This window comes from Brevundimonas sp. UBA7534, from assembly GCF_002479325.1.
Classification (GTDB): domain Bacteria; phylum Pseudomonadota; class Alphaproteobacteria; order Caulobacterales; family Caulobacteraceae; genus Brevundimonas.
In genome coordinates, this window is record NZ_DLMO01000125.1 from 25093 (window position 1) to 40664 (window position 15572).

The 15572-nt window shown below is 67.5% G+C and carries 13 protein-coding genes; 7 read left to right on the top strand and 6 right to left on the bottom strand.

Annotated features, from left to right (window positions below):
• Positions 1-194 precede the first annotated feature (194 nt).
• The gene (locus B2U11_RS10060) at positions 195-686 is read left to right on the top strand and encodes a phasin family protein (RefSeq protein WP_292071451.1); all 492 of its coding nucleotides are present in this window, start codon (positions 195-197) and stop codon (positions 684-686) included.
• 55 nt (positions 687-741) lie between these two features.
• Here the strand turns inward: B2U11_RS10060 and B2U11_RS10065 are convergent, their stop codons facing one another.
• Entirely contained in the window at positions 742-1215 is a 474-nt protein-coding gene (locus B2U11_RS10065) for a nuclear transport factor 2 family protein (protein WP_292071454.1), read from the bottom strand.
• Between the two features lie 170 nt (positions 1216-1385).
• Between B2U11_RS10065 and clpS the strand changes: the two genes are divergently transcribed.
• The 3 genes from clpS to B2U11_RS10080 all read left to right on the top strand — a co-directional run bounded on the left by clpS (position 1386) and on the right by B2U11_RS10080 (position 5799).
• A complete protein-coding gene (gene clpS, locus B2U11_RS10070; protein ID WP_201216272.1) occupies positions 1386-1715 on the top strand; it encodes an ATP-dependent Clp protease adapter ClpS in 330 nt (109 codons plus the stop codon).
• Positions 1716-1728: 13 nt separating this feature from the next.
• Positions 1729-4032, top strand: a complete 2304-nt coding sequence (clpA, locus tag B2U11_RS10075; protein WP_292071456.1) for an ATP-dependent Clp protease ATP-binding subunit ClpA — start codon at positions 1729-1731, stop codon at positions 4030-4032.
• A gap of 90 nt (positions 4033-4122) precedes the next feature.
• Positions 4123-5799 carry a class I SAM-dependent methyltransferase gene (locus B2U11_RS10080; RefSeq protein WP_292071458.1) on the top strand — a complete coding sequence of 559 codons (1677 nt, stop codon included), beginning with the start codon at positions 4123-4125 and terminating at the stop codon, positions 5797-5799.
• Positions 5800-5813: 14 nt separating this feature from the next.
• Here the strand turns inward: B2U11_RS10080 and B2U11_RS10085 are convergent, their stop codons facing one another.
• On the bottom strand, positions 5814-6959 hold the full coding sequence (locus B2U11_RS10085) for a GNAT family N-acetyltransferase (protein ID WP_292071460.1): 1146 nt from the start codon (positions 6957-6959) through the stop codon (positions 5814-5816).
• Positions 6956-7414 carry a RidA family protein gene (locus tag B2U11_RS10090; protein WP_292071462.1) on the bottom strand — a complete coding sequence of 153 codons (459 nt, stop codon included), beginning with the start codon at positions 7412-7414 and terminating at the stop codon, positions 6956-6958. The genes B2U11_RS10085 and B2U11_RS10090 overlap by 4 nt, the downstream gene beginning before the upstream one ends.
• Before the next feature lie 105 nt (positions 7415-7519).
• Between B2U11_RS10090 and B2U11_RS10095 the strand changes: the two genes are divergently transcribed.
• A complete protein-coding gene (locus tag B2U11_RS10095; protein ID WP_292071464.1) occupies positions 7520-8422 on the top strand; it encodes a hypothetical protein in 903 nt (300 codons plus the stop codon).
• On the opposite strand, the gene B2U11_RS10100 is transcribed toward B2U11_RS10095, so the two are convergent.
• The 3 genes from B2U11_RS10100 to recG are packed head-to-tail and all read right to left on the bottom strand — an operon-like array spanning position 8419 to position 12592.
• On the bottom strand, positions 8419-9159 hold the full coding sequence (locus B2U11_RS10100; protein WP_292071466.1) for a polysaccharide deacetylase family protein: 741 nt from the start codon (positions 9157-9159) through the stop codon (positions 8419-8421). The genes B2U11_RS10095 and B2U11_RS10100 overlap by 4 nt on opposite strands.
• Before the next feature lie 37 nt (positions 9160-9196).
• Complete coding sequence (gene pncB, locus B2U11_RS10105; protein WP_292071468.1) at positions 9197-10492, bottom strand: nicotinate phosphoribosyltransferase; 1296 nt, start codon at positions 10490-10492, stop codon at positions 9197-9199.
• Between the two features lie 12 nt (positions 10493-10504).
• Positions 10505-12592, bottom strand: coding sequence for an ATP-dependent DNA helicase RecG (recG, locus tag B2U11_RS10110; RefSeq protein WP_292071469.1), 2088 nt, complete (start codon positions 12590-12592; stop codon positions 10505-10507).
• 152 nt (positions 12593-12744) lie between these two features.
• Between recG and B2U11_RS10115 the strand changes: the two genes are divergently transcribed.
• Both B2U11_RS10115 and B2U11_RS10120 read left to right on the top strand, forming a co-directional pair.
• On the top strand, positions 12745-13071 hold the full coding sequence (locus tag B2U11_RS10115) for a succinate dehydrogenase assembly factor 2 (protein ID WP_292071471.1): 327 nt from the start codon (positions 12745-12747) through the stop codon (positions 13069-13071).
• Positions 13072-15572 (top strand): transcription-repair coupling factor (locus tag B2U11_RS10120; RefSeq protein ID WP_292071473.1); only part of this gene is annotated, 2501 nt, incomplete at its 3' end.

Sequence of the window (15572 nt, forward strand, 5' to 3'; positions counted from 1 at the left end):
GGCTAGCATAGCCCGCCGGGGTTTCATGGTGGTTAACCGACCGTCAACGGGAATTTGAAGGCCGACGAGGTTATCAGCGATCATATTGTGCGGCGCACAATTTTCATTGACTGCATTTCGCACTTGCAGCATAAGGCTGTCATCAGACTTCCGACGCCCGCGCCGCGACGGGCCTTACAGACGGAGACGACACTATGGCCGACACCGCCGAAACCGTGAAGAAGACCGCCGACCAAGCGACCGCCGCCGCCAGCTCGGCCGCCGCCAAGGCCAAGGCTCAGGCTGAAACCTTCCAGGCCGCAGGCGCCAAGGCGTTCCGCGAAGGCATCGACAAGTCGGTCGCCTCGATGGGCGAACTGAACGTTCACGGCAAGAAGAACCTGGACGCCCTGGTCGAGTCGGCCGCGGTGGCCCAGAAGGGCGCCGAGGCCCTGTCCCAGCAGGCGATGGGCTTCGCCAAGGCGTCGTGGGAAGACGGCGTCGCCGCCAGCAAGGATCTGTCCAGCGCGCGTTCGGTGCAGGAGTTCTTCGAACTCCAGACGACCTGGGCCAAGAAGGCGATGGAACGCTACGTCGCCGAACTGTCCAAGACGAACGAGATCGTCACCACCACGGTCAAGGACAGCTTCAAGCCGATCAACGAGCGCGTCACCGCCTCGGTCGAGACCTTCCAGGCCTCGCGCTGATCTTCAAGTCAGGTTTGGGAAAAGGCCCCGGAGTTCGCTCCGGGGCCTTTTTCGTTCAAGGCAGGGCGGAATGGTCGTAGCTGAACACACGCGCCAGCTTCCAGGCGCCGCCTTCCTGCTTCCACATCTGAGTGAACCGCGCCCGCCCGACCCGTGTTTCCGGTCCGTCGCCCTGGCGCTCGTAAAAGACATGCTCGCCGGCTTCGACGGCGCCGTAGTTCTGGATCGGATAGACGGCCAGCCCGTCCGCCAGGACCTCGCGGCGCGATCGCCAGGCGCCCGGCGCGGCGCGCTCGCTGCAGCGGCTGGCGTATTGCGCGACAAAGCTCTCGGCGTCGGTCGCCACCAAGCCGCCGCGGTCGTCGAAGAACTCGAAATCATCGACGAGCATTTGTCGCAGGGCGGCTGGATCGCACTGTTCGAAGAAGAGGGTGAAGAAGCGCGCGTCCGCCGCCCGCACTTCGTTTTCCAGTCCCGAGGGAGGTCCCGAGGCGATCAGGGTCAGTGCGGTCAAGGCGGCGAACAGCATGCGGGGAAACCCGAGGTGAGGCGATCTCCCATCCTGTCGCAGCATCGCGCCAGGGTCACATGAATCTTCCCTTAGAATCCGCTCACGAAAGCCGTGACTGGACGCCGCTTCAAATCAGGCCATCATTCCCTATCTGAGAGCCAAGACGACTCCCCGATTACGGAATACGAATGCCCATTCAAAGGCCCGGTGAAACGGGCGGCGGCCAAGGCGCCGCCACCGTCACCGAAACCAAGCCGAAGCTTCAGAAGCCCTCGCTGTATCGGGTGCTGATCCTGAACGACGACTACACGCCGATGGAATTCGTCGTCTATGTGCTGGAGCGGTTCTTCCAGAAGAGCCGCGAGGAGGCCACCCGCATCATGCTGCATGTGCATCAGCATGGCGTCGGGGTGTGCGGCGTCTTCACCTATGAAGTCGCCGAGACCAAGGTCGCGCAGGTCATCGAGACCGCGCGCCGCCACCAGCATCCGCTGCAATGCACGATGGAAAAGGACTGAGAGGAGCCTCCCTATGCCTTCATTTTCCCGTCCTCTCGAAGAAACCCTGCACCGGGCGGTGGCCTACGCAAACGAGCGTCGGCACGAATACGCCACCCTTGAACACCTGCTGATGGCGCTGACGGACGACCCCGACGCCTCGGCGGTGATGCGCGCCTGCAATGTGGATCTCACCGCCCTGAAGACGGCGCTGACCCTCTATGTCGACAACGACCTGGCGGCGCTGGCGACCGCCGACGGCGAGGACGCCAAACCGACCGCCGGCTTCCAGCGCGTGATCCAGCGCGCCGTGATCCATGTGCAGTCCTCGGGCCGTGAGGAGGTGACGGGCGCCAACGTGCTGGTCGCCATCTTCTCCGAGCGCGAGAGCCACGCCGCCTATTTCCTGCAAGAGCAGGACATGACGCGGTATGACGCCGTCAACTTCATCGCTCACGGCATCGCCAAGAAGGCCGGCGCAGGCGAAACCCGTCCAGCCAAGGGCGCGAGTCCGGAGGAGGTGGAGGACGCCTCGGCCGTCAAGTCGGGCGGGGAGGCGCTGGAAGCCTATTGCGTCGACCTCAACGAGAAGTCGCGCCAAGGCAAGGTCGATCCGCTGATCGGTCGTCAGGCCGAGGTCGAGCGCTCGATCCAGATCCTGTGCCGGCGGACCAAGAACAATCCGCTGCTGGTCGGCGATCCCGGCGTCGGCAAGACGGCCATCGCCGAGGGCCTGGCGCGCAAGATCGTCAACGGCGAGGTGCCCGACGTCCTGAAGGACGCCACCATCTATTCGCTGGACATGGGCGCGCTGCTGGCCGGCACCCGCTATCGCGGCGACTTCGAGGAACGCCTGAAGCAGGTCGTCAAGGAGTTGGAGAACCACGACAACGCGGTGTTGTTCATCGACGAAATCCACACGGTGATCGGCGCGGGCGCGACCTCGGGCGGGGCGATGGACGCCTCGAACCTGCTGAAGCCGGCCCTGGCTTCGGGCTCGCTGCGCTGCATGGGCTCGACGACGTATAAGGAATATCGCCAGCACTTCGAGAAGGACCGCGCCCTGGTGCGTCGCTTCCAGAAGATCGACGTCAACGAGCCGACGATCGAGGATTCGGTGAAGATCCTGCGGGGCCTGAAAACCTACTACGAGCAGCACCACAAGGTCCGATACACCGACAGCGCGATCCGCACGGCGGTGGAGCTTTCGGCGCGCTACATGACCGACCGGAAACTGCCGGACAAGGCCATCGACGTGATCGACGAGGCGGGCGCCAGCCAGATGCTGCTGACGGAATCCAAGCGCAAGAAGGTCATCGGCCAGAAGGAGGTCGAGGCGGTCATCGCCAAGATGGCGCGCATTCCGCCCAAGTCCGTGTCCAAGTCCGACACCGAGAGCCTGCGCGAACTGGAGGCCGACCTGAAGCGGGTCGTCTTCGGCCAGGATCAGGCGATCGATCAGGTCTCGGCGGCGATGAAACTGGCGCGGGCGGGGCTTCGCGATCCGAACAAGCCCATCGGCAGCTTCCTGTTCAGCGGCCCCACCGGCGTCGGCAAGACGGAAGTCGCCAAGCAGTTGGCCTCCACCCTGGGCATCGAGATGCAGCGGTTCGACATGTCCGAATACATGGAGCGCCACACGGTCAGCCGCCTGATCGGCGCGCCTCCGGGCTATGTCGGTCACGACCAGGGCGGCCTGCTGACGGACGCCGTCGACCAGCATCCGCACGCCGTCATCCTGCTGGACGAGATCGAGAAGGCGCACCCCGACGTCTACAACATCCTGCTTCAGGTGATGGACAACGGCACGTTGACCGACGCGGTGGGCAAGAAGGTCGATTTCAGGAACGTCATCCTGATCATGACGACCAACGCCGGGGCCGCCGACAACGCTCGCGCCTCCATCGGCTTCGGTCGAGGCAAGGTCGAGGGCGAGGACGACAAGGCCATCCAGCGCTTGTTCGCGCCGGAGTTCAGGAACCGTCTGGACGCCATTGTGGCCTTCAAGCCGCTGGGCGCCGAAACGATCCGCTCGGTGGTGACCAAGTTCGTGCTGCAGCTGGAAGCCCAGTTGGCGGACCGCAATATCACCATCGAACTGACCGACGAAGCCGCCGACTGGCTGGCCAAGAACGGCTTCGACGAACTGTACGGCGCGCGCCCGCTGGCCCGGGTCATTCAGGACTCGATCAAGAAGCCGCTGGCCGACGACATCCTGTTCGGCCGCCTGACGCGCGGCGGACACGTCAAGGTGCAACTGAAGGACGGCAAGATCGACTTCGACATATCCGGCCCCTCCGGCGCGCCGGCCAAGTCCGAAGAGGAAGAGACGGCCTGATCGGCGCCAGCCGATCCGAGATTGGGCCCGGGCGGCGACGCTCGGGCCTTTTTTCATGCGCGACGCGCGACGCCGGGCCATAGTGCGCCGATGCAGTCACAGGCGCAGCAGGGCGGAACGGCGCGGCGTGTGGAGGAGGCCGAGGCGCGACTGGCCGCCGGCGATCTTCACGGCGGGTTCGACACGCTGAAGGTCGTTCTGGCCGAGGACCCGGATCATTCGGGCGCGCTGACGGCGATGGGGCTGTTCCTCGCCGCTCACGGTGATCCTGGCCAGGCGACCCAGGTGCTGAGCCGCGCCCTGTCGCGCGCCCGGACGCCGCAGGAACGGGCGCGGGTGGCGCCGCCGCTGGCGCGGTCGTTGGCGGGGCTGGTCCCCGGCAGCTGGCATCCGGTGCTGGACGCCGATCTGGCGATGCTGCTGGCGGAGCCTTCGGTCGATCCGCAGACCCTGGCGCGCACGACCGCCCGCGTCCTGTTGCTGAAGACGCCGCGGTTCGACGGCGCGGTCGAAGCCTTGGAGACGCTGGGCGAGGACGCCTTGTGGCTCGCCTTCCTGTCGCGCTGCCTGAACGTGGATGCGGCGATGGAAGCGCGGCTGGACGCCCTGCGCCGCGCCCTGAGATCGACCGAAGGGCAGGGCGGCGCGGGCCGGCGCACCCTGGCGCAGGCCCTGGCCCTGAACGGCTTCCTGGCCGAATATCTGGACGGGGGGCCGGAGGGTCTAGACGAATCCGCGCCGCTGTCGCCCATGTTTCGGTCGCCCCGCGCCGACGACGTGATGACGGCCTGGCCCGGGCCCCTGACGAAGCTGCTGGTGCGAAAGACCATCGAGGAGCCGGCGCGGGAAGCCAGGCTGGCGGGAACGATGGAGCGGCTGACGCCGGAGGCCGGCGATGACGTTTCCGACGCCGTGCGTGCGCAGTACGAGGGCAATCCCTACCCGCGCTGGGACGCGCCGCCGCAGCCGCCGCGCCGGTCACTGTCGCAGGCCGTCGAAGCGCTGCCCCGGCTGGATCGTGCGGCCTTCGCCGGACGCGCGCAGGCGGTTCTAGTCGCCGGCTGCGGCACGGGGTATGAGCCCATCGACCTGGCCAGGACCGATCCCGGCCTGGCGATCACGGCCCTGGATCTGAGCCGCGCCAGCCTGGCCTATGGCGCGCGCGTGGCCGAGAGCCTGGGTTTGGAGCGTGTGCGGTTCGCGCAGGGCGACATCCTGGCGGTGAAGCCGGACCTGGGGCCGTTCGACGTCGTGATCAGCACCGGCGTCCTGCATCATATGGCCCGGCCCCAGGAAGGTCTGGCGCGGCTGGCGGGCGTGGTGCGGTCCGGCGGCGTGGTCCGGCTGGCGCTGTACAGCGACCGGGCGCGCAATCCGGTCGAGCGCGCCCACGCCCTGATCCGGGAACGCGGCTGGACGCCGAGCGAGGCCGACATCCGCGCCTTTCGCGCCCATGTTCTTGCGTTGCCGGATGACGATCCGCTGGCGGCGCTCAGGATCAGCGACGACTTCTACACTCTGAGCGGTTGCCGCGACCTGGCCTTCCATGTGCAGGAGCATCGCTATGCTCCGCCGCAGTTGGTCGATTTGTTGGCCCAGGCGGGGCTTCGACTGGTCGGCTTCGAGCCGCCGCCGCAGGCGCAGGCGGCGTTCCGAGAGGCCTTCGGCGCAGCCGACCCGCTGGACATGACCCTGTGGGACCGGCTGGAAGCCGCCCGGCCGACCCTGTTCGTCGGTATGTATCATCTGTGGGGTCAGAAGCCGTAGGAGCCCTGGGCGACCTAGCCTTTTTTGAACGGCGACTGATCGTCGGTCAGCGCGGCGATTTCGGCCTCTACGGCCGGCCCCTCGCGCCTCAGATACTGCGCCACTGGAACGCGCAGGGCGGCGTCGGCGATGAAGTGGGACGAATAGACCGGGGAGGGCAGATAACCGCGCGCGATCTTGTGCTCGCCCTGGGCCCCGGCCTCAACGCGTGACAGGCCGCGCGAGATGGCGAATTCGACGGCCTGATAGTAGCAGAGTTCGAAATGCAGGAAGGGTACGTCTTCCAGCGTGCCCCACTGGCGGCCGTAAAGGGCGTCGCGGCCGATGAAGTTCAGCGCCCCGGCGATGGGTGTTCCCTCGCGATAGGCCATGACCAGAGCGATGCGATCGGCCATCGTCTCGCCCACCATCGAGAAGAAGGCGCGCGTCAGATAGGGTCGCCCCCACTTGCGGTCGCCCGTGTCCATGTAGAAGGCGAAGAAGGCGTCCCAGGCGTCTTCGTTCAGGTCGGCGCCGGTCAGGACGCGGATGTCGAGACCGGCCTGGGCGTCGCGGCGTTCGCGCCGGATGGTCTTGCGCCGGTTGGACGACAGGGCCCCCAGGAAGTCGTCGAAGGTTGCGTAGCCGTCGTTGCGCCAGATGAACTGCATGTCCTGGCGCGCCAGCAGGCCGGCCTCGGTCATCGCCCGCCAGTCCGGCTCGGTCGGAAAGTTGACGTGCAGCGACGAGACGCCCAGCCGCTCGGTCAGGGTAAGCGCGCCCTGGATCAGGGCCTGGCGCACCGTGGCCAGGTCGGCGTCCGGATGGGCCAGGAAGCGCGGGCCGGTCGCGGGGGTGAAGGGCACGGCGCCCAACAGTTTGGGATAGTAGCGGCCGCCCGCCCGCTCATAGGCGTCGGCCCAGCTGTGGTCGAAGACGTATTCGCCTTGGCTGTGGCCCTTCAGATAGAGGGGCATGACGCCGAGAACGACGTTGTCCTCGCCTCTCAGCGCCAGGTGATGCGGTCCCCAGCCCTGGGACGGGGCCGCACTGCGCGACGCCTCACAGGCATGCAGGAAGGCGTAGGAGACGAAGGGATCGCCGGTCGGGGCCGCGCAGGCGTCCCACGCGGCCTGGCCGATGTCGGCGATCCCGTCGTGAACCGTGATCTGGAAGGTCAACGGATCTCCACGATGGCGTCGACCTCGACGGCGAAGCCCAGCGGCAGACGATAGACCCCGACGGCCGAGCGGGCGTGGCGGCCGGCGTCGCCGAACACTTCGACCATCAGGTCCGAACAGCCGTTGATGACCGCCGGGATGGCCTCGAAGTCCGGCCCGGCCTGAACGAAGCCGCCCAGCTTGACCACGCGGACCACGCGCGACAGATCGCCGTCGCAGGCGGCCTTGATCTGGGCCAGCAGGTTGATCCCGCACAGGCGCGCGGCGGCGTTGGCCTGTTCCGGCGTCACGTCGGCGCCGACCGTGCCCTTCACGCCGCCAGACGCGTCGTTCGACAGCTGGCCGGAGATGTGGACCAGGTTCCCCGCCTGGACGAAGGGCACATAGTTGGCCACCGCCTTGGCGGGTTCCGGCAGGGTGATGCCGAGTTCGGCGATGCGGGCGTCGATGGTCATGGGGTGCTCCTCTGATTTGGGCGGCGGTCTAGCGTGCGGCAAGCCCCGCGTCATCCATCGTGACGCCTTAAGCGTTCGCCAACCGCATCGTGAGATGATGCGCTCATGGATATGCAACCGTCTCCCCACCAGGCCGTCTTCGAGGCCGTCCTGGTTCGGCTCGCACCGCAGGATCGCGCCCGTGTCGACGCCCTCGCCGCATCCGCCGCCGCCAAGGCCGCCGAGGCCGCGCCCCACTGGGATTTCGAGATGCCAGCCAAGGCGGTCGACGCTTTGCTGGGGCCGGAGACGTCCGACGACGTGCGGCGCGGCCTGGTCGCCGCCTGGATGCTGCAACTTCCCGGCCGCGTGGCGACGCTGGACCTGCCGGCGGCCGTGACGGCCCTTTATCCCTATTGGATCGAGCAAGTCGCGGGATTCCTGGATAAGGCCGAGGGCGACTACGATTTCGACCACTGGTCCAAGGACGTGCGCTTCTCGCTGGTGCTGAGCGTACCTGGCGCCAAGAGCCAGGTCATCGACCTGTCTTCGCCGCTGGGCCCCAAGCAGGTCGTGCAACACGCGTTGCAGGGACGCGGCGTTCAGCCGCTGGTGCGCTACCTGGCGGCTGGCGCGAAGAGGGAGCCCTGGCTCGAGGTGCACACCGAAAGTCGCTGGCTGCGCGGCTTCAATGAAGAGGGTTGGAACGACGCCTGGGCGACGGCGGCGGAACTGTGCCGGGCCAGGCCTGAACTAGCGGGCATGATCGGCTCCAGTTGGTTCTATGATCCGCCTCTGACGGAGATCAGTCCGCGCCTGGCCTACCTGCGCCTGAACCCGCTGAACGGCGGGGCCTTCATGGTTCACCAGGGGCCGGGCGAGATCCACACCCTGCGGGCCGGAACCGCGTCGGCCAGCCGCAAGGCGCTGATCGACAGTGGCGAATATACGGCCCGCTCCTGGCTGATGGTCTGGCCGCGCAAGGAGTTGATCGCCTGGGCCGATCGGCGAAAGGCCGAGGCCGTCTAGCGCGCCGCCCGCTCCCACGCCGCCGCTACCGGCAGGATGTCCAGGCCGGCGGTCTTGGCCAGGCGGATCAGGCGGTCGATGTCTTCGGGTCGGCAACCGTAGGGGGTGGGGCTGTCGCTGACATCGTGGCCGTAGGCGATCAGCCAGCCGTGGGCGTCCGCTGTGTCTTGCACAAGTTTCTCGATGTCGTAGCCGGGCAGTCGGCGGCTCTCCAGGCCGATGGCCTGCAGCAGATTGCGGTCGGCGCGGCCGGTGTTGACCCCATCGCGCACGCCGCGCCCGCACAGAAAGCGACGGTCGATCACCGGCTTGGCGCGAAGGGCGCAATCGCCGAACGGATAGGCGAAGGTCCGCATCTGGTAGCCGTCCAACCGCTCGGCGACCCAGGCGGCGTTGCGGGCCAGACTGGCGTGCAGTTCGGCGGGCGACAGCGTCAGGGTCGAGACATGCTCATAGGTGTGGCAACCCACCTCGTGGCTAGCATCGTGCAGCGCTTGAAGGTCCTCCACCTCGAACTGCGGCAGGCCCAGGTTGCGGCCGCCCGACAGGCCGCCGCACACGTAGTAGGTCGCCTTCACTCCATGCTCGGCCAGGATCGGGCCGGCTTCGGTCCAGGCGGAGCGGGGAATGTCGTCGAACGACAGACTGAGCACGCCGCGCGGCGGGCTGATCGTCACCGGGCGGACGTCGAGATAGCGGCCGGCGCGGCGGCGCATCTTGTCGATGAAGTCGCTCATGGCGGCCTTGTGCCATGCGCGGCCTTAAGGGCGGGTTTCAGACCCGCACAGGCTGGGCCACCGCGCCGCGCACGCCAAAGACGCGGCGGTAGCGTTCGATCTCGGCCGGATCGCCGACCGCCTTTTCCGGATTGTCCGAAAGTTTGACGGCGGGACGGCCGCCCGCCTCGACCACCTTGCAGACCAGCGAGATCGGATCCAGTTCCGGGGCCGGGGCGGGCGAGCAGTCACGGAAATCGTTGGTCAGATTGGTGCCCCAGCCGAAGCTGAGCCGGGCGCGGCCGTGAAATCGCGCATAGACGGCCTCGATGGACTCGACATCCATGCCGTCCGAGAAGATCAGCAGTTTCTTTGTCGGATCGCGGCCACGGTCCTTCCACCAGGCGATCAACCGTTCGCCCGCCTCGATGGGTGGCGCGGAATCGGGACGAAAGCCAGTCCAGTCGGCGACCCAATCCGGCGCCTGCTCAAGAAAGGCCTCGGTGCCGAAAGCGTCGGGCAGGACGATCAGCAGATTGCCCGCATAGTGCCGCCGCCATTCGTCGAGCACCGAATAGGGCGTGGCCGCCAGTGCGGTGTCGTCCGTCGCCAGGGCCGCCATGACCATCGGCAGTTCATGCCCGTTGGTGCCGATGGCCTCCAGATCGTTCTCCATCGCATGGAGCACGTTCGAGGTGCCGATGAAGGAGCGCCCCAAACCCTCCTGAAGCGCCTGGATGCACCAGCGCTGCCACAGGAACCCGTGCCGACGGCGTGTGCCGAAGTCCGACAGAGCCAAGTCGGGCAGGGCGCGCAGCCGCTCCAGCTTGGCCCACAGCCGGGTCTTGGCGCGCGAATAGAGGATGTCGAGTTCGAAGCGGCCCAGTCGGCGCAGGCCGGCGCGACATCGCAGCTCGTTCAGGATCGCCAGCGCGGGAATTTCCCACAGCGTCACCTCGGCCCAGGCGCCGGAAAAGGTCAGCACGTATTGGCCGTCTTCGACGCGCAGGTCGTATTCGGGCAGGCGGTAGTCGGCCAGCCAGGCCATGAAGTCCGGCGAGAAGATTTGTTTGACGCCATAGAAGGTGTTGCCCGCCAGCCAGACCAGTTCCTTGTTGGTGAAGCGCAGGGTGCGGGCATGATCCAGTTGATCGCGCAGGGCCGCGATATCGACTTCGTCGGCCAGCCGCACCGCGCGGGTGCGGTTGATGACCTGGAAGGTGACCGGCACGTCGCGATGCTCGCGCCAAATCAGCTGCAGCATGAGCAGCTTGTAGAAGTCGGTGTCCAGAAGACTGCGGACGACGGGGTCCAGGCGAAAGCCGTGGTCATAGGCGCGTTTGGCGAGATCCATCGGGGGACCCTATCAGTCCGAACCGGCCTTGTGGCCCTTCCAGTCGAACAACTCTTCCAGCACCTGGATCGCCTGGCCGCGTGGCGAGGTCAGGTCGGGATCGCGGTTCATCACCAGCCGCGCGTCGTCGGCGGCGGCCAGCATCAGGGCGCGGTGGCGGATCGGATCGGCGAAGCGATAGGCGGGAAAGCCGCTCTGTTTCAGGCCCAGCGGATCACCGCCGCCACGTAGCCGGAAGTCTTCCTCGGCGATGACGAAGCCGTCCTCGGTGCGACGCAGGGTCTCCAGCCTCTCCTTGGCGGTTTCTCCGAGCGCGCCGTCCTGGCCGCCGTACAGCAGGATGCAGGAACTGGCCTTCGAGCCCCGCCCGACGCGGCCGCGCAACTGGTGCAACTGAGCCAGGCCGAAACGGTCGGCGTGCTCGATGACCATGATCGAGGCGTTGGGCACGTCGACGCCCACCTCGACCACGGTGGTGGCGACCAGCACGGGAAGGCGGCCGTCGGCGAAGTCGGCCATGACCGCCTCGCGCTCGGCGCCCGGCATCTTTCCGTGGGCCAGGCCGACCTCGACGCCCAGCAGGCGGCGCAGGTCGTCGGCGCGATCCTCGGCGGCGGCCAGATCGACGGCCTCGGATTCGGCCACCAGCGGGCAGATCCAATAGGCCTGCGCGCCGCTCTCGACGGCGGCCTTCAGGCGGGCCGCGACCTCGCCGATGCGGACCAGCGGAAGAACGGCGGTGGCGACGGGCGTCCGGCCCGGCGGCTTCTCGGTCAGGCGGCTGACCTCCAGTTCGCCATATTGGGTCAGTTCCAGCGTACGCGGAATGGGGGTGGCCGACATGGTCAGCAGGTGCACGGCGCCCAGGTGCGGATCGCCCTTGGCCTGGAGCCGCTGGCGTTCGCTGACGCCGAAGCGGTGCTGTTCGTCGATGACGGCCAGGGCCAACCGGTCGAAGCGGACGGCGTCCTGGAACAGGGCGTGGGTGCCGATGGCGACCTGGGCCTGACCCGAGGCGAGGGCGGCAAGTCTCTCGCGCCGCTGGCCGTTGCTGTCGCGTCCGGTCAGCAGGACGGAGGTCACGCCGGCGATCTCCAGCAGCGGACCCAGCTTCTCGAAATGCTGGCGGGCGAGGATTTCGGTCGGCGCCATCAGGGCGGACTGGAAGCCGCTGGCGGCGGCGTCGCTCAGGGCGAGGGCCGCGACGGCGGTCTTGCCCGAGCCCACGTCGCCCTGGAGCAGGCGACCCATCTGCTTGCCCGAGGCCAGATCGCGACGGATTTCTGCGACGGCATGCGTCTGGGCGTTGGTCAACACGAAGGGCAGGGCGGCCAGCAGGCGGTCGGAAGCGGCGCCCGGCGCAATGACGGGCGCGGGCTTCACCTCGCGCGCGCGACGACGGCGGGCCAGCGCCAGCTGGTGGGCCAGGAACTCGTCATAGGCCAGGCGCTGGCGAACGGAGGCGTCAGGCTCCAGGTCGGCTTCGGTCGATGGCGAGTGCAGGGCCTCCAGCGCCGCGCGCCAGCCGGGCCATTTCTGCTTGGCCAGCCACGCGGCGTCCTGCCATTCCGCCAGGTCCGGGGCGGCGGGAAGGGCGGCCTGAACCAGCTTTCGCACCTGGCGGGCGGTCAAGCCCTGCGTCGCCGGATAGACGGGTTCCGACATGGCCAGGTCTTCGGCCTTGTCCACCGCCACGATATCGGGATGGACGATCTGGACCTCGCCGCTGAAGCGTTCGACCTTGCCCGAGACCAGGCGCGTCTCCCCGCGCGGCAGCAGGCGGTCGATGTGCTGGGGCGATCCGCCGAACCAGACCAGATGAACGAACCCGGTCTCGTCGCTGGCGCGGACTTTCAGCGGCGCGCCGGGGCGCCCGGGCGCAAACAGCCGGTCGATGACCACCTGAAACACCCCGACCTCGCCCTCCGTGGCTGTCGCCGCCTGCATCGGGCGGCGCACGATCAGCCCGGCGGGCGCCAGGAAGATCAGGTCGCGCACCAGCGGCCCCGCCACCTTTTGCACCAGCGGCAGGACGCGCGGGCCCACACCCTTCAGGGTGGAGACCTCGGCGAACAGGGGAAAGAGAATCGGCGGCCGCATGGGAGCGAGAACATAGCGGGACCGCGACGGGTGGCGAAGTCGCGTCAGGAACGCTATCTCCCGCCCTCGCATTTCAGGCGGGCGCTTGCTCCGCCGCGCGGCGGGTCGTGGCTAGGCGCGCCGCCTTACTTTTCCAGCGGGCAAGGATTCTTGTGGCCGAAATAGACGCGCGCCCCAATGGCGACATCACCGAAGACCGAAAGGTCCGGCTGGGCCGTATTCAATTCCGCGCCTGGCGACGGGGCTTCCGCGAGGCCGACATGGTGCTGGGGCCGTTCGCGGACGCCGTCGCGCCCGCGATGACCGATGACGAATTGACGGCTTTCGAGGCGCTGCTGGATCAGGAGGACCAGTACCTCTACGGCTGGATCATCGAGCGCGATCCCACGCCGGCCGAGTTCGATGGACCGGTGATGGAGCAAGTACGAGCCTACATGCGCGAGCACGTGGCGGCGCACGTCGGGCGGGGGATCGGCTGAATGGACGCCAAGGTCGAACACCGCGCAGACGCAGAACTGGGGGGCGCGCCTGAAGGGCTGGACGCCCTGATCGTCGCCGAACGGTTGAAGGCGTCCGGCAAGGGCGGCGTCGCTCTGTTCGTCGCACGGGATTATCAACGCGCCTCCGCCTTCATCCAGGCTTTCGGATTTTTCTCTCAGGACGTTGAAGTCCTGGAATATCCGAACTGGGATTGCCTGCCTTACGACCGTCTGAGCCCCACGGCGGCCATCGGCGCGCAGAGGATGGCGACCCTGACGCGGTTGGGTGGGCGCAAGGCCGGCGAAAGGCCGTTGCTGGTGGTGACGACCATCGCCGCCGCCATGCAGCGCACGCCGCCGAAATCGGTGACGACAGCCGCGGGCTTCGAGGCTCGGGTCGGCCAGGATCTCGATATCGCGGCGCTGGAACGCTACTTTGCGGCCAACGGCTACGTGCGGGCCTCCACCGTGTCCGAGCGAGGCGAGTTCGCCGTGCGCGGCGGGGTGATCGACGTCTTCCCGCCAGGGTTCGAGGCGCCGGTGCGTCTGGACATGTTCGGCTCCGAACTGGAATCGATCCGGGCCTTTGATCCCGAGACCCAGCGTTCGACCGGTCAGATGAAGGCGGTGTCGCTGGCCCCGGTGTCCGAGGTGCTGCTGGACAAGGACGCCATCTCACGCTTCCGCACGGGCTATCTGAACCTGTTCGGCGCGCCGGGCGACGACCCGCTGTACGCCACCATCAGCGAAGGCGCACGACGTCAGGGCATGGAGCAGTGGCTGCCGCTGTTCTACGACGGCTTGGACACCCTCTTCGACTATCTGCCCGATGAGGCGCAGATCTATTTCGACAATCAGGTCGAGGCGGCGCGGGCCGAGCGTTGGGATTTGGTCGCCGACGCCTTCGAGGCGCGCGCAGAGGCGGCCAGGACCAAGGGGCAGGCGATCGCCAACCGCGCCCTGCCGCCGCAGAAGCTCTACCTCGACCAGGGAGATTGGAACCAGGCGCTGGCCGGGCGCGACGTGCGCCGTTTCTCGCCGTTTTCCAACGGGCAGGACGATGCAGGCGGACGCCTGGGGAGAAGCTTCGCCGCGGAGCGATCACAGGACAGCGTCAATCTGTTCGAAGCGGTGGCCAAGCACGCCGAGGCGCTGAAGGCGGAAGGTCGCCGCGTATTGTTCGCCAGTTGGACCGAGGGGTCTTCAGAGCGTTTGGCCGCGATGCTGAACGATCACGGGCTGGAGCACGTGGTCGCGGTGCGCGACTGGAAGGATGTGCAGGGCGCGCCCAAGGACGTCTATCTTCGTGGGGTCCTGTCGGTGGAGCACGGCTTCGTCACCGACGACCTGGCCGTCATCTCCGAGACCGACATACTGGGCGATCGCCTGGCCCGCCCGCGCAGGAAACGGCGCGCCGCCAACTTCCTGGCCGAGGCCTCGGCCCTGACGACCGGCGACCTGGTCGTGCACGTCGATCATGGGATCGGGCGGTACGAGGGATTGAAGACGCTGGATATCCAGTCCGCGCCCCACGACTGCCTGGAACTGTTCTATGCAGGTGAGAGCAAACTCTACCTGCCCGTTGAAAACATTGATCTGCTGACCCGATACGGTTCGGATTCCGATGGTGTTCAGCTGGACCGGCTGGGCGGCGCGGGCTGGCAGGCGCGCAAGGCCAAGGCCAAGGAACGGCTGCGCGCCATGGCCGAGGGGCTGATCGCCCTGGCCGCCAAGCGGGCGTTGCGGGAGACCGACGCCGTCACCCCGCCGCCGGGGCTGTTCGCCGAATTCTGCGCCCGCTTCCCGTATGAGGAGACGGACGACCAGTTGAACGCCATCGGCGACGTCCTGGAGGATTTGGGCAAGGGCGTGCCGATGGATCGCCTGATCTGCGGCGACGTCGGCTTCGGCAAGACCGAGGTGGCCCTGCGCGCCGCCTTCGTCGTAGCCCTGTCGGGCCAGCAGGTGGCCATCGTCGCTCCGACCACGCTGCTGGCGCGCCAGCACTTCAAGACGTTCAAGGAACGGTTCGCCGGCTGGCCGGTCAATGTGCGCCAGCTGTCGCGGATGGTTCCGGCCAAGGAGGCCTCCGAGACCCGCGCCGGCCTGAAGGACGGCTCCATAGAGATTGTTGTCGGCACCCATGCGGTGCTGTCCGAACAGGTCGGGTTCAAGAACCTGGGCCTGGTGATCGTCGACGAGGAGCAGCACTTTGGCGTCAAGCACAAGGAGAAGCTGAAGACGTTGCGCGCCGACGTCCATCTTCTGACGCTGACCGCCACGCCGATCCCGCGCACCTTGCAGATGGCGCTGACCGGCATCCGGGAAATGTCGATCATCGCCACCCCGCCGGTCGACCGCCTGGCGGTGCGGACCTATGTCACGCCGTGGGATCCGGTGCTGGTGCGCGAGGCGCTGCTGCGCGAGAAATATCGCGGCGGCCAGGCTTATTATGTCGCGCCGCGCCTCAAGGACCTGCCCGACAGATCGGAAGAGCGTCG